The sequence below is a fragment of the Isoptericola croceus genome (genome assembly GCF_029382255.1).
Classification (GTDB): Bacteria; Actinomycetota; Actinomycetes; order Actinomycetales; family Cellulomonadaceae; genus Isoptericola; species Isoptericola croceus.
Map to the genome: position 1 here is coordinate 1 of NZ_JARLLG010000280.1, position 270 is coordinate 270.

The 270-nt window shown below is 37.4% G+C and carries 1 protein-coding gene; it reads left to right on the plus strand.

Annotated features, from left to right (window positions below):
• On the plus strand, nt 1–270 hold a 270-nt coding region (locus PZC42_RS21380; protein WP_277214162.1), incomplete at both ends, for a glycosyl hydrolase family 18 protein.

Here is a 270-nt window from a genome sequence, read left to right on the forward strand (position 1 = left end):
GAAAACAGTCAGTGGATGGAATGAAGAATTTGATCGAGATTCAGTCACTCCAGTTGCTTATAATGATAACAGATTTGTCAGTTATGATAATGAGAGAAGTTTGATAGAAAAAGCTAATTTGGTCAACAGATTCAAACTTGGGGGCATTATGTTGTGGTCATTAGATATGGATGACTTCCTTGGTCTATGTCACAATAAAGTATACCCATTGCTCACTGCTGTCACTGAATATCTCGACCGAGATGATGCAACATCTTCTAATCAAGACAG